The organism is uncultured Sphingomonas sp. (assembly GCF_937859915.1).
Classification (GTDB): domain Bacteria; phylum Pseudomonadota; class Alphaproteobacteria; order Sphingomonadales; family Sphingomonadaceae; genus Solisphingomonas.
Genome location: NZ_CALMAW010000083.1, coordinates 1 through 20,784, shown reverse-complemented (window position 1 = coordinate 20,784; position 20,784 = coordinate 1). Strand labels below are relative to the sequence as shown.

Genomic DNA, 20,784 nt, shown 5'->3' with positions numbered 1-20,784 from the left:
GGGGCGCGAAGTCCCGTAAGGGGGAATGCCGAATGTCCAAGATCGCCGCCAGCCGGAATGCCCGGATGCTGTTTGTGCAGGCCGCGGGCACGGCTGCGCTCGCCGGGCTGTTGTTCGGGTTCGACACCGCGGTCATCTCGGGCGTGACCCAGCCGCTAGCAACGCATTTCGCGTTGAGCCCCTTGGCGCTCGGCACCACGGTGTCGGCGGCGCTGTGGGGTACGCTGGTCGGTGCGATGACGGCGGGATCGCCGGGCGACCGCTATGGCGCACGCCGCGTGCTGGGCGTGCTGGCGCTCTTCTACGTCGTGTCCGGCTGCGGATCCGCGCTCGCCTGGGACTGGGGCTCGCTGCTCGCCTTTCGTTTCATCGGCGGACTCGCGATCGGTGGGTCGTCGGTGCTGGCGCCGGTCTACATCGCCGAGATCGCACCGGCGGCGCGACGCGGCATGCTGGTCGGCATGTTCCAGCTCGCGATCGTCGTCGGCATCCTTGCCGCCTATGTGAGCAATGCGGCGGTCACCGCACTGGTGCCCACGGCCGATATGGCCTGGCGATGGAAGCTCGGGGTCGCCGCCGCCCCGGCGCTGCTGTTCCTGCTCCTCCTCCTCCGCATCCCCGACAGCCCGCGCTGGCTCGCCGCCAAGGGACGCGACGCCGCGGCGCTGGCGGTGCTCGCGGCGATCGGCGATCCTGCGCCCGCGCAGGAGCTCGCGGCGATCCGGGCCAGCCTCGCCGACGATCGCACCGCAGGTGGTCAACGGCTGCGCTGGTCGCGCCACAAGCGCCCGATCCTGCTCGCGATGCTGGTCGCGGCATTCAATCAGCTCTCGGGGATCAACGCGATCCTCTATTATCTCAACCAGATCTTCGCCGATGCGGGCTTCCGTGCCTCCGACCTGCCCGCGATCGGGATCGGCGTCGCCAATCTGCTGTTCACGCTCGTCGGCATGGCGCTGATCGACCGGGTCGGCCGCAAGACGCTGCTGCTGGCAGGCGCTGGCGGCACTGCGCTCTGCCTCGGCGCGGCCAGCGCGGCGCTGTCCGGCCTGATCGATCGTGCGCTGCTGCTGCCGGCGCTGGTCGGCTTCATCGCCTGCTTCGCGACCAGCCAGGGCGCGGTGATCTGGGTCTATATCAGCGAGGTGTTCCCGACCGCCGTACGCGCGCGCGGCGCGGCGCTCGGCAGCGGCACGCACTGGCTGCTCAACGCGCTGATCGCGATCGGCTTCCAGTGGGCGGTGGCGCATCTCTCGCCTGCCGCGCCCTTCGGTCTGTTCGCGGGAATGATGGTCGTCCAGCTGATCGTCGTCGCGCTGTTCTTCCCCGAAACGAGGGGCGTGTCGCTGGAGGACATGCACCACCGCCTGGAGACCGCCTGATGCGTCCCGCCCTGTTCGCCGCGATCGTCCTGACGCTCGCCAGTCCGTCCGCGCACGTGCAGTCGCCCGCCGACAAAGCGGCGGCCGATCAGGCCGCCGAGCAGCGACTGCACACCGACTGGGCGTGGATGGCGCGTTACAAGGCGGAGGACGCGCTGCTCCCGGCACCGTCCAAGGAGCCGCGCGTCGTGTTCCTGGGCGACTCGATCACGCAGATGTGGCGGGACGCGCGCCCCGGCTTCTTCGTCGCCGGTCGCATCGGCCGCGGCATCGGCGGGCAGACGACGCCGCAGATGCTGGTGCGCTTCCGCCAGGACGTGATCGCGCTGCGCCCGTCGGTCGTTCAGATCATGGCGGGGACCAACGACATCGCCAGCAACACCGGCCCGATGACTGCGGAGGAGACCGAGGCCAATGTCCGCACCATGACCGAGCTGGCGCAGGCGCACGGTATCCGCGTCATCCTCGCCTCGATCCCGCCCGCCTCGCATTTCAGCTGGCGGCCGGGGCTCGAGGTGACGCACAGGATCGAGGCGATCAACGCCTGGCTGAAGGTCTATGCCGCGAGGGCCGGCGCGACTTACGCCGACTATTGGTCCGCGCTGCAGGACGGCAAGGGCGGCTTCGTCGCGGCATGGACGACCGACGGCGTGCACCCCAATCCGATCGGCTTCGATCACATGATCCCGGTCGCGCGGACGGCGATAGCCGAGGCACTGTCCCGGCCCGCACCCACGCCGTTGCCGGTCGCCGAGCAATGATCACAGCGCTGCTAAGCCTCGCCCTGCTCACAGGCCCGGTCGTCGCGACCAGCGCAGGCCCGATCGTCGGCACGCAGGAGACGGACGGCAGCGTCGCCTTTCGCGGCGTGCCCTATGCGCAGCCGCCGATCGGATCGCTCCGCTGGATGCCGCCCCAGCCGATCCGCTGGACCGATCCCCGCCCCGCCACGACGCCCGGCCGCGCCTGCCCGCAGAGCGACTATGGCAGCTGGAACCGCCACGACGCGCAAACCGGCGTCGAGGATTGCCTGACGCTCGAGCTGCGCACGCCGTCGCTACACCCCGACCACCCGCTGCCGGTGATGGTGTGGATCCACGGCGGCGGCAATCGTGGCGGATCGGGCGTCGGCGCGATCGCATCGGATCTCGTCTCGCACGATATCGTGCTGGTCGATTTCAATTATCGGCTCGGCGCGCTCGGCTTCCTGTCGCATCCCGCGCTGAGCGCCGAGGCGCCGACGCACGGCTCGGGCAATTACGGGCTGATGGACCAGCAGGCGGCGCTGCGCTGGGTCCAGGCCAACATCGCGCGCTTCGGTGGCGATCCGACGCAGGTGACGATCTTCGGCGAGTCCGCAGGCGCGCAGGATGTCGGGCTCCAGCTGCTGATCCCGTCGAGCCGCGGCCTCTTCGCGCGCGCGATTGCGGAGAGCGGGACACCGGCGTTCGGCGTGCCCAGTCGCAGCCTCGGCCAAGCCGAGACGCTCGGCGAGCGGCTGGTCCGGCTCGCCGGCGCGCCGCCTGGGGCTGACGCCGCCGCGCTGCGCCGCCTGCCCGTCGCGGCGCTGCTCGAGGCCGCCGATACGGTGCACGAGCCCAGCCTTGGCGACGACAGCTTCCTATGGCTTCAGATCACCGCGGACGGCATGCTCCTGCCGGCTTCGCCCGAGCGCCTGCTGGCGACGAACCGCAACCCCGCGCCGCTGATCATCGGCACCAATGCGCAAGAGTTCACGACAGCCGATATCCGAGGCGATGCCCGCGGCGTGATCCGCCAGCGGTTTGGCCGCGATGCGCCGATGGTCCTTGCACACTACGCCATCACGCCGATCGGGCCCGTCCCGGACGCGCAGACGCTCAGGCTGGCGACCGATCTCGTCTTCCGCTGCCCGGCCGAGGTCGCGGCGCGCGACCGTGGCGCGAACGGGCAAACGACCTGGGTCTACCGCTTCGATCATCAGGGCGCCGACGGGAGGCCCGCGGTCCACGGATCGGAGATCGACTCGGTGCTCCGCAAGGGCACGGGTGGGGCGTCAGCGATGCAGGACCATTGGCTTGCGTTCGCGCGCACCGGCGCGCCGGAGGCGCCGGGGCTTTTGGCATGGCCCCGGTTCCGCGCCGACAAGCGCGCCGTAATGCAGTTCGGGCAGGCCGCGGCGGCCGTGCGCGTCGAGGCCGATCCGATATGCCCGCTGACGCACATGCCCTGACGTCGGTCCGCCGATCGGTTCAGTCGTGACTGACTTTCATCAGGATCATGTCCGACGGGAAGACCGCATCGTTGAACGGCAGGATCGCGGCGCCGACCGCCGGCGCGTCGGCGGCTAGGTCGGCACGGATCACCGGCGCGCGACTGGGCAGCCCGCTGACGCTCGCCGCGAGCCGGTTGTTGACCGCCATCGCCAGCCGCTCGATCAGCGCCGCCGGCAAGCGTCCGCCGATCAGCACCGCTTCCGGATTGACCAGACAATTGACCGCGGCGAGCGGTACGACCAGATCGTCGGCGGCCTGTGCGATCCAGCGATCGACCACGGCCGCAATCGGCGACGCAGCGGTTTCCAGCTCGTCCGGCGAGGCGACCGCGAGACCGTCGGCCTCAAGCATGGCATAGAGGCCCGAAAGCGAGACGCTGTCCTGCAGCATCTGCCCGCCGCTGCTCGGCAGGAAGCCGATCTCGCCGCTACGCCCGGTGGCGCCGCGGTAATAGCTGCCATCGATCACCAGGCCGCCGCCGAGCCCCGCGGTCAGCAGCATGTAGAAGAAGCTCGAATAGAGCAGACCCGCACCGAATTGCGCTTCGCCGATCGCGGCGGCGGCGGCGTCGTTGTCGAGATAGACCGGCCACGGCATCACCGCGGCGAACAGCCCGGCGACGTCGACCGCGTTCCAGATTTCATAGCCCTCGGGCCGGTGCGGAAGCGCGACGCTGCCCAGCGCGTCGGGAAGCGCCACCCCGATCCCCAGGATCCTGCTCTCGTCGATCGCGCCCGAGGCGAGGATGTCGTCGACCACCGCGCGAACGTGGGCCACCACCTGATCGGGCATCGGGAAGGCGATCTCGCGCGTCGCGCGCGTCCGGACGTTGCCCGCCAGATCGAGCGACACGACGCTGACATGATCGCGGTCGATGTTGACGCCGATCCCGAAACAGCCGTCGGGATTGATCGCGAAACGCAGCGCCGGCTGGCCCCGCGCGCCCGATCGCTTGCCGGCACCCAGGATCAGCCCGCGTTCGAGCAGCCGGTTGGTGATGTTGGCGATGGTCGGGACGGTCAGCCCGGTCTGCTCGACGATCTCGGCGCGCGTGATATGATCGGCGAGGCGCACGGCCTGAAGCACGATGCGCTGATTATAATCGCCCGCGCGTGCGAGATTGGTGCCCGACAGGCTCGTCGCCAGTCGCGTACCGCGCTCGTCGCCGCGTTCGCTTCCGGTCGCGCTCGCGGCGCGATTGTTACGGTATTCGATCTTCATGCCGGACGGTCGTTCCTCGCCATATCCACGGCGGGTGGCTATTGCCGCACCTCTGTTACGCAAGCGTGGCCTTTCCGCAATGCCGCGCTATCTTAACGCGGAAAGAGCGACGGGACGTGAACAATGGGTGAAGGAGTGATCGAACGCCCCGCGGTAGACGGCAACATCTTCGCGGAGCAGATCGTGCCCGCTTTCGAGCCGGTCGTGCTGCGCGGACAGGTGGCTCACTGGCCGGCCGTGTCCGCGGGCCGGCAGGATGCGGCTGCGATTGCGGCCTATATGCTGGGCTTCGCGCGCGAGGCGTCGACCGACGTGATGGTCGCGCCACCCGCCGCCGGCGGTCATCTCTTCTACCGCGAAGATATGCGCGGCTTCAATTTCCGACGTGACCGCGTCCCACTGCGCGATGTCATCGCCGAGGTGCTGCGCATCGCCGATCTGCGTGACGCGCCGACGCTCTATGCCAGTGCCGCCGCGGCCGACGAGCATCTGCCCGGCTGGACCGACGCCAATCCGCTCGGTCTTCCCACACCCGGCGGCACGGCCCGGCTATGGATCGGCAACGCGACGCGGGTGGCGACGCATTTCGACATGTCGCCCAACATTGCCTGCGTGGTCGCGGGGCGTCGGACGTTCACGCTGTTCCCGCCCGATCAGCTGCCCAATCTCTATTGCGGCCCGCTCGATCGCACCATCGCCGGGCCGCCGACGAGCATGGTCGATCCTGCCGCCCCCGATTACCAACGCTATCCGCGCTTTGCGCAGGCGGCGAAGCACGCCCGCACGGCGGTGCTCCAACCGGGCGATGCGATCTTCATCCCGGCGACCTGGTGGCATGCGGTCGACGCGGCCGACGGTTTCAACCTGCTGGTCAATTATTGGTGGCCCACCAACGGCGCCTATTCTCCGTTCATGGCGATGATCCATACGCTCGCGGCCGTGCGCGATCTGCCGCCCGCCGAGAAGGCGGTCTGGCGCGCGTGGTTCGACCATTATGTCTTTGGCGATGACGCCGATGCCGCGGCCGATCATTTGCCCGACCATGCACGCGGTCTGCTCGGGGGCCCCGGTGCGGCGCAGAGTTCCGCGCTGGACGCGTATCTGCGCGGCGGAAAGGCGTAGCGCGGCGAGCGCTCAGGCCGCGATGCGGGCTGCGACCGCTTCCGCGTCCTCGACGATCAGATGGATGCCCTGCGCCGTGCGCGCGATCGCCCTGACCCCCAGTCGGGACAGCGCCGCCTCGTCGATCCGCGCAGCATCACCCAGGTGCAGCATGATCCGGCTCGCATTGGCGGCGAGGTCGGCGATGTTGGCCCTGCCGCCGAGCGCGACGACCCACTGCGCCGCATCAATCGGGGGGACCGGCGCCGCGTCGCCGGCTAGGCGCATCTCGGCGGCGACCATGTCCGCGATCGGACCCAGCACCACCTGGATCCGATCGGCCGAAGGCCGGACGATGCCCATCGCCCCCAGCGCGCGCAGCCGCGCATCGTCGACCGCCGCCGGATCCGCGACGACCAGGCGCAGCCGCGTCGTGCAGGCGCCAATCTCGACGAGGTTGGCGCGCCCGCCCAAAGCTGCGACGAATGCGGTGCCGCGGTCGGCGGGTATGGCGTGCGCGACCGGCTCCGCGACATCGGCTTCGCGGCCCGGAGTCTTGAGGTCGAACCGCGCAATCGCCACCCGGAAGACGCCGTAATAGATGGCGCCATAGGCTAGCCCGACGGGCAGCAGCAGCAGCGGCCGCGTTGCCTTGGGAAAGTTCAGCGCATAGTCGAGCAGCCCCGCCGAGAAGGTGAAGCCCAGCTTGACGCCGAGCAGGTCCATCGCGACCATCGCCAATCCGGTGAGCAAGGCGTGCAGCGCATACAGCAGCGGCGCCACGAACATGAAGCTGAACTCGATCGGCTCGGTGACGCCGGTCAGCAGTGCGGTCAGCGCCATCGAGAGATAGAGCCCGGCCACCGCCTTGCGCCGCTCGGGCCGCGCGGCGTGATACATGGCGAGGCAGGCGGCGGGCAGCCCGAACATCATCACCGGGAAGAATCCCGACATGAAGCCGCCCGCCGTCGGGTCGCCGGCGAAGAAGCGGTTGAGGTCGCCGGTGCTGCCGTGGAAGTCGCCGATCAGGAACCAGGCGACATTGTTGAGGATGTGGTGAAGCCCGGTGACAATCAGCAGCCGGTTGAGCACGCCGTACAGGAACAGGCCGACGACACCCGATCGGATCACGCCGGTGCTCGCCGCATCCATCCCCGCCGCGATCGGCGCATAGCCGAGGCCGACCAGCGCGGCGAGCGCGAGACCGGCGAGCCCGGACAGGATCGGCACCAGCCGCCGCCCCCCGAAGAAGGCGAGGTAATTGGGCAGCTGCGTGGTCGCATAGCGGTTGTAAAAGCCGCCCGCGATCAGCCCCGAGACGATGCCGATCGGCACCGACAATTTTGCGATCGCGCCGGCGCGGAAGGCTGCGATGATCGTCGCGGCGGCGGCGGCCGGCAATCCAGCCGCGGTGCCCGGCGGGACGACGAGCAGCGTCGCCGCGCCGCGGGTGACAACGAGATAGCAAACCACGCCCGCCATCCCCGCCGCGCCATTGCCGTCGCGCGCGAGGCCGACCGCGATGCCGACCGCGAACAGCAGGCCGAGATTATCGAACACCGCCGCGCCCGCCTCGGCCATGAAGGCGATGCCGAGCAGGTCGGGCTGGCCCAGCCGGAGCAGCAGCCCGGCGATCGGCAGGACGGCGATCGGCAGCATCAGCGCGCGACCGAGCGGCTGAAGCGACTGAATGCTAAGCTTCATGCCTGCCCTCCCATATCGGCGCGACCGACGAGCGCGCGCACTTGGGCGGCATCGTCCAGCGCGACCGCCTCCGCGGCGAAAGCGCGACAATTCTCCAAGTCGAGCCGCCGCACACGCGCCTTGGTCTCGGCGACCATCCCGACCGGCACCGACAATTCGGTGACGCCGAGTCCGATCAGCACCGCCACCGCGGCCGCGTCGGCGGCGAGACCGCCGCACACGCCGGTCCATCGGCCGTGCGCCGCCGCGCCGCTGGCGGTCATCGCGATCAGCCGTAGCACCGCCGGATGCAGCGCATCGAGGCCGGCCGCCACCGCCGGATTGCCGCGATCGCGCGCCAGCGTATATTGCGAGAGATCGTTGCTGCCGATCGAGAAAAAGGCCGTATCGCGCGCGAGCCTGTCGGCGAGAAGCGCGGCGGCGGGGGTCTCCACCATGATCCCGAGCGGCGGCGCGGAGCGTCCGAGTGCGGCCGCCGCCTCGTCGAGCAAGGCGCGCGCCGCGGCCAATTCGGCGAGGTCGGTTACCATCGGCAGCATGATGCGGACGGCACCGTCGACGCGAACCAAGGCACGCAATTGGGCACGCAGCACGTCGGGGCGTGACAGACCGAGCCGGAGCCCGCGCAGGCCGAGCGCGGGATTTTCTTCCGGCGGCATCGGCAGATAGACCGCCGGCTTGTCCGCGCCGATATCGAGCGTGCGCACGATCATCGGCCGGCGCGCGAGCGCGTCGGCGATCGCCTGATAACTGGCGTGCTGTTCGTCCTCGCTCGGTGCGGTGTCGCGGTCGAGGAACAGGAATTCGGTGCGCAGCAGGCCGCAGCCCTCCGCCCCGGCGTCGACCGCCGCCTGCGCTTCTGCGAGCGAGCCGAGATTGGCGACCACCTCGATCCGCTGCCCGTCGCGCGTCATCGCGGGCTCGTGCGCATGCGCCTGCGCCGCGATGCGGAAACGCGCTGCCTCGGCCTGCGCATCGAGGGCCGCGCCGGCATCGGCAGAGGGCGGATCGATCGCGAGCGTGCCGGCGGCGGCGTCGAGCAGCAGCGGCGTGTCGGTCGCGATCCGCTCGACGGCCTCGCCTGCGGCGACCAGCATCGGTAGATTGGCGCCGGCAGCGATGATCGCGGCATGCGACGTCGGGCCGCCGCGCGCCGTGACGATGCCGGCAAGTCCCGCGTCGACCAGCGCCATCAGCTGCGAGGGCAGCAGATCGCCGGCCAGCAGTATCGCGCCACGCGGGACCGAGAGTACGGCGGCGTCTCCGTTCAGCGCGGTGATGACGCTGCGCTCGATGTCGCGCAGATCGTCCTGCCGCTCGGCGAAGCGGCGATCGCCACTGGCGCCGAGGAGATCGACGAAGCGCGCGATCGCGCTCTGCCAGGCAAAGGCGGCGCTGCGCCCGGTGCCGATCGATCCGCGCGCCGCCGCGATCAGTTCGGGATCGCTCAGCAGGGCGCGATGCGCAGCGGCGATCGTCGATACGGCGCCGTCCCCTTGCTGCGCTTGCAACCGCGCATCCACGACGGCGATCGCCGCGTCGAGCGCGGCATGTTCGGCGGCAGGATCGGCGGCGTCGATCGCGATCTCGCCGTCGGGCTGTGGCAGCTGGAACGCCGGCCCGACCGCAAGACCGGGCACCGCGGTCACGCCGCGCAGCAGGGCGGGCAGCGGCATGGGCGCGGCGGGCAGCGGCGGCATCGCGATCGGCGACGCCTCGCCCATTCCACTTTCAATCAGCGCGGCGATCTCCGCGACCGCCGCCGCGGCATCTCCACCGCGCGCCCGTACGGTGACCTGCGCGCCATGCACCAGCGCAAGCGCGAGCATCGCGACCGGGCTGCGCGCGGACGCGGCGCGGCCGTCCGTCGCAACCAGCTCCGCACGGGCCTCGAAACGGCACGCGAGCGCGGCGATGCGGGCGGCGGGACGCGCGTGGATGCCGTGGCGCAGCGGGACCGCCAGGCTGCGCGCGGCATCCGCCTGCCCGCTTTCGGTCATGGCGACGGCGTCGCTGCCCCGCGCGACGATCCGCAGCACCGGCTCGCCCGCCGCGACCAAGCGATCACCGCCGATACGCTCGATCGCGAACGCTTCGCCGCTGGTCAAAATCAGCGGAGTGACGAGACTTTTCGCGCCTCGGCCGACCGTATCGAGATCGAACGCGATCAGCGGATCGCCCTTCGCCACGGTCGCGCCGACCGCCACCAGTGCGGTGAATCCGGCGCCGGCGAGCGCCACCGTCTCAAGCCCGATATGGAGCAACAGCACCGCACCGCCCGCCGCCTCGATCGTGACCGCGTGGCGGGCGGCGTGGATGGTCGTGATCCGGCCGGCGACAGGCGCGCGGAGGACGCCTTCGGTGGGGTCGATCGCAACCCCGTCGCCGAGCATGCGCTCGGCGAAGACCGGGTCGGGCACCGTATCGAGCGCGGCGAGCCAGCCGGCGAACGGGCTTGCGATCTCGGTCATCGGCCGAGCGTCAGCCGGTCGAGGACCCACAGCGGGTCGGCAGTGGCCTGGGTGAAGGTCATGCACAGGTCGTGCGGTCCCGTCACGGGCATGGCAAGCGGCGCCTTGGCCTCGCTCTCGCCCCGCGTCGGTGCGGTCATCGGCACAATTGCGATCAGGGGGCCGTCGCAGCGATCCTGGCGCACCTCCAATTCGCCGAAGCGCGTCCGCGGCGGCGCGAAATGGGCGGGGATCGGATCGTTGCCGAACGAAAAATTATAGGGGACCTGCGCCACTTGAGCGACGACATGGGTGGCGCCGTCAAGTGGGGCGGCGGGCCATATCCAGCATGGCTCCATGACGTCGACCCAGTGGATCGGTCGCCCGTCGGCACTGCCGCCGCTGTCCGCGAGCCGCAACGGCAGCTTGCGCGCGCATTGCCGCATCGCGCTCGCCGCTTCGGTACGCGCGCTGGTGGCGTCGACGCGGAAGCGCGCGGCCACGCCGAGCGCCACCCCGTCGAGAAAGCTTTGGGCGTGGACGTCACCCGCCTGGGCGAGCGGGATCGGCGCGGTATAGGCCGGCGATATTGTGGTCGGCGCGCTGCCGTCGATCGTGTAGCGCAGCGTCCCGATCCCGGCAGGCTGACGCAGCGCAATTTGGTCGCCGGCGACCGTCGCCTCGGCCGCCAGCGGCGTCTCGTCATAGCCCCAGCCGAGCGCACGCCATCCCGCCATCGCCGACACCAGCCGGCGCGAGAAACCGGACCAGTCATGGCCCTGCGCCGGCGACCAGCCGAGTTCGGCAACGACCGCCGCACGCGGCCACAGCATCCGATCCGCGTCGCGCCCATTGCCGACATGCTCGGTCCACAGATTGGCCTGTACCCCGAGAATATGTGCACGTTCGGCGGACGTTATCGTGGCCGGCAGCAGCGGGAAGTCGTAGAGCCGCTTCCAGTCGACGATCTCGCCGCGGCCCGGCGGCTCGTCGGGTGAATCGCTCTGGCGATTGTCGAGATAGAAGGTCGGTTCGGGCGCGAGCACCGCGTCATGCCCGCTCCGCGCCGCCGCGAGCGCGCCGTCGATCCCGTGCCACGACATCACCGTCGCATCCGCTGGCACGCCGCCCTCGAGTATCTCGTCCCAGCCGACCAGCCGACGGCCGTGCTGTTCGAGATAGGCACCGATCTGCGCGGTGAACCAGCCCTGCAGCTGTCCATCGTTGTGCAGCCCCAGGCTGGCGAGCTTGGCCCGCTCGCGCGGATCGGCCTGCCATTGCCCTTTGGGCGATTCATCGCCGCCGATGTGGATATAGGGCCCCGGGAACAGCGCCATCACCTGGTCGAGCACTGCATGCAGCATCGTAAAGGTCTGGTCGGAGGTGTTGAACAAATTGGGCAGGATGCCCCAATCGGCCGACGGCGCGGTCGGCGGCGTCGCGGTGGAGGCAAGCGCCGGATAGGCGGCGATCGCCGCGGTGGCGTGCCCGGGCATCTCTATCTCGGGGACGACGACGATGTGGCGCGCGGCGGCATAGGCGACGACAGCGCGAATCTCGTCATGCGTGTAGAAGCCGCCATAGCGCACCGCCTCGCCCGTCTTCGGGTCCCGCCCCGCCGGGCCAGCTGGCGTCCGCCAAGCGCCGATCTCGGTCAGCCGCGGATAATTGTCGACGGGCAGCCGCCAGCCCTGGTCGTCGGTCAGGTGCCAGTGGAACCGGTTGAGCTTGGCGAGCGCCATCCGATCGAGCAGCTGCTCGACATAGGCGACCGGCTGGAAATGCCGCGCGCTGTCGAGCATCACGCCCCGCCAGGCGAAGGCTGGCCTGTCGTCGATGCGCACCGCCGGGATACGGCCATCCTTGGCGGCCGCGACGAGTTGCCACAGCGTCTCGGCGCCATAATAGAGCCCGGCATCGCCGCTCGCGCGGATGGTGATCTTGTCCGGCGTCACTGTCAGCGCATAGGCCTCGGCGCCGACGACGCTCGGATCGCGGACGAAGGCGATCGCATGTCGTGCATCGCCCGCCATCGGCAGCGTGGGACCGCCGCTGCGATCGAGCAAGGCACGAAATCGCGCAGCGGCCGCGATCGCGCCGGCATCCCCGGGGTCCGCGAACAGGTGCGACTGACCCACGCCATAACTGCCTGCAGCGGGAACCATGGACGCAGGCTGCGGGAGCACGGACAGCGGTACCGCCTGTGCGGCCGGAGCGCTCATCAGGGTCAGCAATCCGACTGCGAGCGATCGCCACCTGCGCATGATCATCCTTTGTTCGAAGGCGCCCATCATGCGCGCATCCCGACAAGATGCAATACCAATGAGCAGTCCAATGTGATATTGGTCTCTTCATTGGGCTCGATACGGCGGCAGATGTGGTCGTCGGATGGCGGAGAAGCACATGTTCGTCGAACGCGTAGGCCGGTTGATCGCTGGAGAGCCAGGCCCGCTTTACCGGCAACTGGAGCGCAAGCTTTGCGACGCCATCGACGCGCGTATCCTGGCCCCGGGCGAAGCGCTGCCACCCGAGCGCGACCTCGCGGCTGCCTATCACGTCTCGCGCGTCACGGTGCGCAAGGCGATCGACGGATTGGTCGATGCGCGCCTGCTGACCCGGCGGCGCGGCGCCGGCACCTATGTCGCGGCGCCGATCGAAAAGAATTTCGCGAATCTGTCGTCGTTTACCGAAGACATGGAAGGGCGTGGCCGCACGCCGTCGAGCAGCTGGATCACGCGCGGCACCGGTATCGTCACGCCCGAGGAGGCGCTCGCGCTGGGGCTGAGCCCGGGCAGCGCGGTAACCCGGCTGTCGCGCGTACGCCATGCCGACGGCATCTCGATGGCGATCGAGCAGAGCAGCATCCCGGCCGACATCCTGCCTTCCGCCGACGCGGTGGGCGCCTCGCTCTATGCGACGCTCGGCGCGGCGCGACCGGTGCGCGTCCTGCAGCGCCTGCGCGCCGTCCTGCTCGATGCCGAGGAGATCGCACTGCTCGGCATCGATGGGCCCGCCGCAGGATTGCTGATCGAGCGCCGCGGCTTCGCCGCCAGCGGGCGGGCGGTCGAATTCGCCCGCTCGCTGTATCGCGGCGATGGCTATGACATCGTCTCCGAGCTCGGCGGCTCGTGATGCGCGCGGAAGAGACGTTGATGTACCGCGAAGCCGCCGAAGCGGCCGCGGTGGTCCGCCGGCAGCGCCTGCGCAACGCGGCAGCGATGGCGGCGCTCGGCGCGCGGCTGCGCGCGATGAAGCCGCGCAGCCTTGGCACGCTGGCACGCGGGAGTTCGGACAATGCGGCGACCTATGCGCGCTATCTGATCGAGACCCACGTCGACATCGTGACGAGCTCGGTCTCGCCGTCGGTCGTATCGGTCTATGGCGCCGTCCGGGACATGGCGGGCACCGTCATGCTGGTCTTCTCCCAGTCGGGCCGCAGCCCCGACCTGATCGCCGCGGCGACCGCCGCGCAGTCGCAGGGCGCGCTGCTCGTCGCGCTGGTCAACGACGAGACATCGCCGCTCGCCGCGCTGGCCGACGTGACCCTGCCGCTCGATGCCGGGCCCGAACGCAGCGTGGCGGCGACCAAATCCTTCGTCGCCACGCTCGCGGCGATCGTCCACCTGGTCGCGGAATGGACCGGAAGCGCGAGCTTGAACGCCGCGCTGGATGACCTGCCGGCGCAGCTCGATGCGGCATGGGCGCTCGACTGGCACGCGGCAATGCCGCCTCTCGCGGCGGCGCGCAGCCTGTATGTCGTCGGGCGCGGCCTCGGCCTCGGCGTCGCGCAGGAGGCGGCGCTCAAGGCCAAGGAGACCTGCGGCCTTCATGCTGAGGCGTTCAGCGCCGCCGAAGTACGGCACGGGCCGATGGCGCTGGTCGGGCCCGATTTCCCGGTGCTGCTGTTCGCGCAGGACGACGCGTCGGCGGCGAGCGTCGACGCGGCGGCACAGCTGTTCGCGGCGCGTGGCGGGCCGGTCATCGCTGCCGGTGTCGCCGGCACGATCACCCTGCCCACGCTTGCGGCCGATCCCGCGATCCAGCCGATCCTGCTCGCGCAGAGCTTCTATCGCCTCGCCAACGCGCTCGCTCTATTGCGTGGGCACGATCCCGATCGGCCGCCGCATCTCGCCAAGGTGACGGAGACGCTATGACCGCCAAAGCCCTGATCAACGCGCGCGTGCTGCTCCCCGAGGGCCTGCGCCGCGACGTGGTAGTGACGATCGCGGACGGCCGCATCCGCGCGGTATCCCCTGAGCCGGATACGGACGCCGAGCCGATCGATTGCGCAGGCGGGCTGCTGCTGCCCGGCTTCATCGACACACAGGTCAACGGCGGCGGCGGGGCGCTGTTCAACGATGATCCCACGGTCGCCACGATCGCCACCATTGCCGCCGCTCACCGCCGGTTCGGCACCACCGCGCTGCTGCCCACGCTGGTCAGCGACAGGCGCGCGGTGATCGCACGCGCAGTCGCGGCGGTGGACGAGGCGATCGCCGCGGGCGTGCCCGGCATCGCGGGCATTCATATCGAAGGCCCGTTCCTCGCCATGACGCGGCGCGGCATCCACGATCCCGCGCGGATCGACCAGATAGACGACGCGGCGATCGCGCTGCTCTCCTCGGCGACGCGCGGCCGCACACTGGTGACGGTGGCGCCCGAATGCGTCCGTCCCGGCGACATCGCGCGGCTGGTCGCGGCGGGCGTCATCGTCGCGGGCGGGCATAGCGAGGCCAGCTACGAGCAGGTGCGGGCCGCGCTCGATGAGGGGATGACGGGCTTCACCCATTTGTTCAACGCGATGTCGCCATGGGGGTCGCGCGCGCCCGGGATGGTCGGCGCCGCGCTCGAGGATGAGGCGAGCATCGCCGGACTGATCGTCGACGGCGAGCATCTCCACGCCGCGACGGTGCGGCTGGCGTTGCGGATCAAAGGCGCGACGCGGCTGATGCTCGTCAGCGACGCTATGCCGTGCGCGGGCAGCGATGCCGACTCCTTCCTGTTGCAAGGCCGGGTGATCCGACGGGTGGGCGACCGGGTGGTCGGCGCCGACGGCACGTTGGCGGGATCGACGCTGACCATGAACCGCGCGGTCGCGACGCTGATCGCGCAGACGGGCAGCGATCTGGCGACCGCCGTTCCCATGGCGTCTGCCGTGCCCGCCGCCTTCCTGGGTCTCGGCGACAGACGCGGGGCGATCGTCGCGGGCTTCGACGCCGATCTCATCCTCGCCGACGAGGCGCTCGTTGTGCAGCGCAGCTGGATCGGCGGCGGCGAGGTACGGTACGACCGCGCCATGGCCTGATCGGCATTGGCGGCCGGCCGCGCGGCCGTCTACCGGGCTCGGCCCGCCACCCCCCGGGCATGCGCCGGCAGATGATCGGCGGCATGTGGCGCGGCGTCGTCGAACACATATTGGTCGAACCACGCCTTCCATGCGCCGCGGTGCGCGGGCGCGAGGTCGCGCATCGCCTTGATCGCCTGGATCAGCGTCGCCAAAGGCGAGGTCGCGTCGGGCTCCTCCCACCAATAGTTCATCATCACGTTGAACGGGCCGGCGGCCTGGACATTGTGCCACCAGATCGGCGGGATGTAGAGCGCATCGCCGGGTTCCAGCTCCGCCACCTGCGCGTGCGCCTGTGCCTCGGCGAAGCGCGGATAGCGCACCAGATCGGGCGCTCTGAGGTCGACCATGCTGACCGGGGGGCCGGCGATCGTGAGATGGAACGGGCCGACATAAAGGTTGGCGAACTGCTCGGGCGGGAACAGTGTGAAGCGCCGCCGCCCCGCGATCACCACCGCGATGTTGCTGGCCTCGTCGAAATGGGTCGCGACATGCGAGGCATTGCCGATCCAGATCCGCGCCTTGGCGGTCGGCAGGTCGAAGCCGAGCGGATTGGCGTCGGTCCAGCCCGGCAGATGCTCGCCGGCCGCCGCGGCCCCGGCGTAGAGCGCATCGGGCGACGGCGTGCCGCGCAGCTGCAACAGGCGTGCGAGCAGCGCCGCCAGCGCGCCGCTGCGCTTCTGGAAGTTGCAGCCGGTCAGCGCCTCGTTGTAGAAATAATGACCGCCGATCTCGGGCGGGCCGACCAGCACCTCGGCGGGCCGGCCGCTGTCGAAACGCGCGATGTAGGCCGCGACCGCCTCGTCCGACTGCCGCGCCGCCGTCACCGCTGGCCAGTGCGCCGCCTGCCCGCGCAGCACGATCGGGCGGTAGGCCGACAGGATCTCGTCCTGCAGCCGGGCCGGATCGACCGGCCCGCGTTCCTCGACATGCCGGCCGATCGCGCCGCTGGTTCCGCTGGTCATGCGCGCGATATGCCACCGCCGCGCCCTGCGCGAAAGGGGCCGCGGCGGCGGGCTGGATGCCGCCGCGAACTGCCGTTAAGCACGGTCTGCGCAGACGAACGGTCGCGCATTCGGGAGGGGCACATGACGATCCGGCACATTCTGGCGCGGGGCGTCGCCTGCGCGTCGCTGATGCTCGCGACGATCGCCCCGGCGCAGGACCAGCTGGTCGATCCCAATACGGTGCGGCCGTCGCTCGAGCCCGACCGGACCGCCAACGGCCTCGCGCAGACGCCGCCGATGGGGTGGAACAGCTGGAACAAATATGGCTGCGCGATCAACGAGACGGTGATCCGCAAGATGGCCGACGCGATGGCGAGCAACGGCATGAAGGCGGCCGGCTACACCTATGTCGTCATCGACGACTGCTGGCACGGAAGCCGCGATGCGCACGGCTTCATCCACGAGGACCGCAGCAAATTCCCCTCAGGCATCCGCGCGCTTGCCGATTATATCCACGCGCGCGGCCTCAAATTCGGAATCTATTCGGACGCCGGCCGCAAGACCTGCGGAGGCCGGCCGGGCAGCCAGGGCCACGAATATCAGGACGCGCAGACCTATGCCGGCTGGGGCGTCGACTATCTCAAATATGACTGGTGCTCGACCGGCATCCGCAACGCCGAGGAAGCCTATGCGCTGATGGCGGACGCACTGCGCGCGACCGGACGGCCGATCGTCTTCTCGATCTGCGAATGGGGCAATAACCGCCCATGGGATTGGGCGCAGAAGATCGGCAATCTGTGGCGCACGACCGCCGACATCCGCGACGCCTGGGCCGGCCGCGTCACCTATTCGTTGGGCGTGATGGACATCGTCGACCGCAACGAGCCGCTCTATCCTTATGCCGGGCCCGGCCATTGGAACGATCCCGACATGCTCGAGGTCGGCAATGGTGGGCTGACCGATGCGGAGAGCCGTGCGCATTTCAGCCTGTGGGCGATGATGGCCGCACCGCTGATCGCGGGCAATGATATCGCCGCGATGGCCGGTGCGACGCGCGACGTGCTGCTCAACCGGGAGGTGATCGCGGTCGACCAGGATGCGCTCGGCGAGCAGGGCCGCCGCGTCCGCCGCGATGGCGACCACGAGGTCTGGTCGCGCCCGCTCGCCGACGGCAGCCGCGCCGTGCTGCTGCTCAACCGCGGCACGCAGGCGGCGAGCATCGTCGCCGCTTGGACCGATATCGGCTATCCCGCCAATACGACTGCGGCTGTCCGCGACCTGTGGGCACACCGAGCGCTGGGCCGGAAGACGGGCGGCTTTACCGCCGTAGTGGCAGCGCACGGGGTGGTGATGGTGACGGTCCGCCCCTGACCCCGGTCAGACAGCCATGCCGCACGGCGAACGCCTCGCACCCGCCATTATATAAATTGATTTGTTTTTGTGTCCGCGACATGATCGCGCCGCCCGACGAACGAAGCGGGCGCGACGGGCTCCGCGCCGATAGGCCGCGGCAATCGACAAGGTCCGGTTTGCAGATGCGAGGGGATATGATGCGCTTGAACACCGAGAAGACCGCCGCGCGCCTGGCCATGTTGCTTGCCTCCGCGTCGCTGACGGTCGCGGCGCCGGGCCGTGCCGCGCCGGCCGATCCGGTTCCGGCCACCACCGGCGTGGCCCATCCTGCGCTCTGGCCCGCGGCGCACAGCCCGCGCGGCTTCACCGACGCCAAGACCGAGGCGTTCGTCACCCGCCTGATGGCGCGCATGACGGTCGAGGAGAAGGTCGGGCAGCTCGTCCAGGGCGACACGGGGTCGGTCAAGCCGGAGGATCTGCGCCGCTATCCGCTCGGATCGATCCTGTCGGGCGGCGACAGCCCGCCGCTGGGCAGTCCGGACCGCGCCCGTGCCCCCGCCTGGGCCGCGACCGCGGACGCCTTTCGCGCGGTCGCGGTCGAGGCGCGCCCGGGCCATGTCCCGATCCCGACGATGTACGGCGTCGACGTCATCCACGGCAACAGCAACGTCGTCGGCGCGACGCTGTTTCCGCACAATATCGCGCTCGGCGCGACGCGCGACCTGCCGCTGGTCGAGAAGATTGCCGCGGCGACCGCGCAGGAGACTGCCGCCGCCGGGATCGACTGGGCGTTCGGCCCGACCATCGCGACGGTCCGCGACGTCCGCTGGGGGCGCTCGTACGAAAGCTATTCGGAGGATCCGGCGCTGACCGCCGGCTTCGCCACCGCGATGATCGAGGGCCTTCAGGGCACCCCGCGCCAGTGGCCCGCGCTGGCGCATGGCCATGTCGCCGCGTCGGCCAAACATTTCCTCGGCGATGGCGGCACCGGCGGCAAGGACCAGGGCAACAACCTGTCCAGCGAGGCGGATCTGATCCGCATCGCAGCGCCCGCCTATGCCGCGGCGGTCGACGCCGGCGCGATGACGGTCATGGCCTCCTATTCCTCCTGGCAGGGGTCAAGATGCACGGCAACCACAGCCTGCTGACCGACGTGCTCAAGACGCGGATGGGGTTCCAGGGCTTCGTCGTCGGCGACTGGAATGCGCAGGGCCAGCTGCCCGGCTGCACCAACGAGCATTGCCCGCAGGCGATCAATGCGGGCGTCGACATGATCATGGCGGCGAACAGCTGGAAGCCCTTCTACGAGAACACGCTGGCCGACGTCCGCGCCGGACGGATCGACATGGCACGGCTCGACGATGCGGTCCGCCGCATCCTGCGCGTAAAGGTCCGGCTCGGGCTGTTCGACGGCGCCTTTCCGGTCGAGGGACAGACTGCGCTGCTCGGCTCCGCCGACCACCGCGCGCTCGCCCGCCAGGCGGTGCGCGAGTCGCTGGTGCTGCTCAAGAACCAGGCGGGCACGCTGCCGATCCGCGGCACCGCACACGTGCTGGTGGCGGGCGACGGCGCCGATTCGATCGCCAAGCAATCGGGCGGCTGGAGCCTGTCGTGGCAGGGCACCGGCAACAGCAATGCGGATTTCCCCAACGGCCAGTCGATCGGCGCTGGGATCGCGCAGACGCTGCAGGCGATGGGCGGCAGCGCCGAGATCCGCCCCGACGGCCACTACGCCAGCAAGCCGGATGTCGCGGTCGTGGTGTTCGGCGAAAATCCCTATGCCGAATTCCAGGGCGACATACCCACGCTGGAATATCAGCCCGGCGAGCATGACGATCTGGCGCTGCTCAAGCGCCTCAAGGCGAGCGGCATCCCGGTCGTCGCGCTGTTCCTGTCCGGCCGCCCGCTGTGGGTCAATCCCGAGATCAATGCGGCCGACGCCTTCGTCGCGGCCTGGCTGCCCGGCACCGAGGGCGGCGGCGTCGCCGACGTGCTGATCGGCGACGCCGCCGGCAAGCCACGCTCCGATTTCCACGGCAAGCTCGGCTTCTCCTGGCCCAAGACCGCGGCGCAATTCTCGCTTCACCGCGAGGAGCCCGGCTATGACCCGCAATTCGCCTTCGGCTATGGGCTCCACTACGCCGATCGGGTCACCGTCCCGCGTCTATCCGAGATCTCGGGGATCAGCGGCGACGTGGTCAACCTCACCGACTATTTCACCCACGGCAAGATCCACGCCCCCTGGCACATCGCGCTGGCCGACGGCGGCGGCACGACGCGCCTCGAGGCGGTGCCCAGCGGGTCCAGCCCGAACGGTGTCGTGCAGGTCGAGGCGGTCGATGCAGGCGGCGTCCAGGAGGCGGGCCGCAGGATCGTCTGGAACGGTCGCGGCTCGGGGAGCATCGCCGTCACCGGCGCCCCGGTCGACCTCTCGCGCCAGGCCAATGGCGACATGCTGCTGATGCTCTCCTACCAGCGCGACGGTGCGGCGCCGACGGGGCCGGTGCTGCTGTCGCTTGGCGAGACCGGCCGCGGCGTCGACCTGGCGCCCGCGATCGCTGCGGCCGGCGGTGGCGGAACGATCAAGGTCAGGCTGTCCTGCCTGCGCGATCACGGCGCCGACATCACCCATGCCGCGAGCCCGTTCAAACTGACCACCGCGTCGCCGCTGACATTGACGGTGACGACGATGACGCTCAGCTCTGGACCCGAGGGCGCAATCTGCCCGAACTAACGATCGCTCGCGGCGGGGTGGGCCCCTCCCGCCCCGCCATGATGGGCCCGGATTACGGCCGGCGCCTGCAAGCGCGCAGCGGCTGGAGGAGCAGGACGTGCCACTGAGCAGCATCGATATCGTCGTGATCGTCGCCTATGCGGTCGCCATCTTCGGCCTCGCGCAATATGTGTCGCGCGACAAGGCGGGTGCTGGCCCCAAGAATACCACCGACTATTTCCTGGCGTCGAAGAACCTGCCCTGGTGGGCGATCGGCGCCTCGCTGATCGCGGCCAACATCTCGGCCGAGCAGA

General features: G+C 70.1%; 14 protein-coding genes and 2 pseudogenes. 11 read left to right on the top strand and 5 right to left on the bottom strand.

Annotated elements, in window-relative coordinates:
• Positions 1 to 32 precede the first annotated feature (32 nt).
• The 3 genes from Q0326_RS10725 to Q0326_RS10715 are packed head-to-tail and all read left to right on the top strand — an operon-like array spanning position 33 to position 3,594.
• Positions 33 to 1,382, top strand: coding sequence for a sugar porter family MFS transporter (locus tag Q0326_RS10725; protein ID WP_298689982.1), 1,350 nt, complete (start codon positions 33 to 35; stop codon positions 1,380 to 1,382).
• Positions 1,382 to 2,143: a GDSL-type esterase/lipase family protein gene (locus Q0326_RS10720; protein WP_298689980.1), complete on the top strand. Its 762-nt coding sequence runs from the start codon at positions 1,382 to 1,384 to the stop codon at positions 2,141 to 2,143. Before Q0326_RS10725 ends, Q0326_RS10720 begins: the two co-directional genes overlap by 1 nt.
• Positions 2,140 to 3,594, top strand: a complete 1,455-nt coding sequence (locus tag Q0326_RS10715) for a carboxylesterase family protein (RefSeq protein ID WP_298689978.1) — start codon at positions 2,140 to 2,142, stop codon at positions 3,592 to 3,594. Before Q0326_RS10720 ends, Q0326_RS10715 begins: the two co-directional genes overlap by 4 nt.
• 19 nt (positions 3,595 to 3,613) lie before the next feature.
• Here Q0326_RS10715 and Q0326_RS10710 read toward each other — a convergent pair whose 3' ends face one another.
• On the bottom strand, positions 3,614 to 4,858 hold the full coding sequence (locus Q0326_RS10710) for an ROK family transcriptional regulator (RefSeq protein WP_298689976.1): 1,245 nt from the start codon (positions 4,856 to 4,858) through the stop codon (positions 3,614 to 3,616).
• 135 nt (positions 4,859 to 4,993) lie between these two features.
• Here Q0326_RS10710 and Q0326_RS10705 point away from each other — a divergent pair, with 135 nt between their 5' ends.
• Positions 4,994 to 5,980 carry a cupin-like domain-containing protein gene (locus tag Q0326_RS10705; RefSeq protein WP_298689974.1) on the top strand — a complete coding sequence of 329 codons (987 nt, stop codon included), beginning with the start codon at positions 4,994 to 4,996 and terminating at the stop codon, positions 5,978 to 5,980.
• Positions 5,981 to 5,992: 12 nt separating this feature from the next.
• Here the strand turns inward: Q0326_RS10705 and nagE are convergent, their stop codons facing one another.
• Genes nagE through Q0326_RS10690 form a run of 3 tightly spaced genes read right to left on the bottom strand, consistent with a single transcriptional unit; the run spans position 5,993 to position 12,335 of the window.
• Complete coding sequence (gene nagE, locus Q0326_RS10700; protein WP_298689972.1) at positions 5,993 to 7,663, bottom strand: N-acetylglucosamine-specific PTS transporter subunit IIBC; 1,671 nt, start codon at positions 7,661 to 7,663, stop codon at positions 5,993 to 5,995.
• Positions 7,660 to 10,134: a phosphoenolpyruvate--protein phosphotransferase gene (gene ptsP, locus Q0326_RS10695; protein WP_298689970.1), complete on the bottom strand. Its 2,475-nt coding sequence runs from the start codon at positions 10,132 to 10,134 to the stop codon at positions 7,660 to 7,662. Before ptsP ends, nagE begins: the two co-directional genes overlap by 4 nt.
• Entirely contained in the window at positions 10,131 to 12,335 is a 2,205-nt protein-coding gene (locus Q0326_RS10690) for a family 20 glycosylhydrolase (protein WP_298689968.1), read from the bottom strand. Before Q0326_RS10690 ends, ptsP begins: the two co-directional genes overlap by 4 nt.
• Before the next feature lie 181 nt (positions 12,336 to 12,516).
• Between Q0326_RS10690 and Q0326_RS10685 the strand changes: the two genes are divergently transcribed.
• Genes Q0326_RS10685 through nagA form a run of 3 tightly spaced genes read left to right on the top strand, consistent with a single transcriptional unit; the run spans position 12,517 to position 15,418 of the window.
• On the top strand, positions 12,517 to 13,245 hold the full coding sequence (locus Q0326_RS10685; protein ID WP_298689966.1) for a GntR family transcriptional regulator: 729 nt from the start codon (positions 12,517 to 12,519) through the stop codon (positions 13,243 to 13,245).
• A gap of 20 nt (positions 13,246 to 13,265) precedes the next feature.
• Entirely contained in the window at positions 13,266 to 14,267 is a 1,002-nt protein-coding gene (locus Q0326_RS10680) for an SIS domain-containing protein (protein ID WP_298689964.1), read from the top strand.
• Entirely contained in the window at positions 14,264 to 15,418 is a 1,155-nt protein-coding gene (nagA, locus tag Q0326_RS10675; protein WP_298689962.1) for an N-acetylglucosamine-6-phosphate deacetylase, read from the top strand. The genes Q0326_RS10680 and nagA overlap by 4 nt, the downstream gene beginning before the upstream one ends.
• Positions 15,419 to 15,447: 29 nt before the next feature.
• On the opposite strand, the gene Q0326_RS10670 is transcribed toward nagA, so the two are convergent.
• Positions 15,448 to 16,422, bottom strand: a complete 975-nt coding sequence (locus Q0326_RS10670; RefSeq protein ID WP_298689960.1) for a cupin-like domain-containing protein — start codon at positions 16,420 to 16,422, stop codon at positions 15,448 to 15,450.
• 123 nt (positions 16,423 to 16,545) lie between these two features.
• On the opposite strand from Q0326_RS10670, the gene Q0326_RS10665 reads away from it, so the two are divergent.
• From Q0326_RS10665 to Q0326_RS10650, 4 genes and pseudogenes are all read left to right on the top strand, one after another.
• Positions 16,546 to 17,775 (top strand): glycoside hydrolase family 27 protein, encoded by a 1,230-nt coding sequence (locus Q0326_RS10665; protein WP_298689957.1) that lies wholly within the window; start codon positions 16,546 to 16,548, stop codon positions 17,773 to 17,775.
• Positions 17,776 to 17,855: 80 nt separating this feature from the next.
• Positions 17,856 to 19,084: pseudogene (locus tag Q0326_RS10660) on the top strand (glycoside hydrolase family 3 N-terminal domain-containing protein); the annotation flags it as partial.
• Positions 19,085 to 19,102: 18 nt separating this feature from the next.
• Positions 19,103 to 20,491, top strand: coding sequence for a glycoside hydrolase family 3 C-terminal domain-containing protein (locus tag Q0326_RS10655; RefSeq protein WP_363303990.1), 1,389 nt, complete (start codon positions 19,103 to 19,105; stop codon positions 20,489 to 20,491).
• A gap of 97 nt (positions 20,492 to 20,588) precedes the next feature.
• Positions 20,589 to 20,784, top strand: a pseudogene (locus tag Q0326_RS10650) (sodium transporter); the annotation flags it as partial.